Genomic DNA, 243 nt, shown 5'->3' with positions numbered 1-243 from the left:
GCCCGCCTATGGTCGCGCGCTTGCTCTGCTCAAACGCGAAGGCCGGTGCCCGTCTGACGTTGAACACCGACAGATTAAGTACCGGAACAACGTGATTGAATGCGATCATGGCAAACTGAAACGGATAATCGGCGCCACGCTGGGATTTAAATCCATGAAGACGGCTTACGCCACCATCAAAGGTATTGAGGTGATGCGTGCACTACGCAAAGGCCAGGNNTCAGNATTTTATTATGGTNANNC

At 52.3% G+C, this 243-nt stretch carries 1 protein-coding gene; it reads left to right on the top strand.

Annotation, left to right across the window (positions count from 1 at the left end; translation table 11 throughout):
- A partial coding sequence (locus VZP09_RS24965; protein ID WP_328795535.1) for a DDE-type integrase/transposase/recombinase occupies positions 1-243 on the top strand: 243 nt, incomplete at both ends.

Origin of the sequence: Klebsiella sp. EMBS2024, from assembly GCF_036233805.1 — a bacterium.
Classification (GTDB): domain Bacteria; phylum Pseudomonadota; class Gammaproteobacteria; order Enterobacterales; family Enterobacteriaceae; genus Klebsiella; species Klebsiella pneumoniae.
Note: the sequence above shows the minus strand (reverse complement) of the source record. Positions and strands in the feature narration are given on the sequence as shown.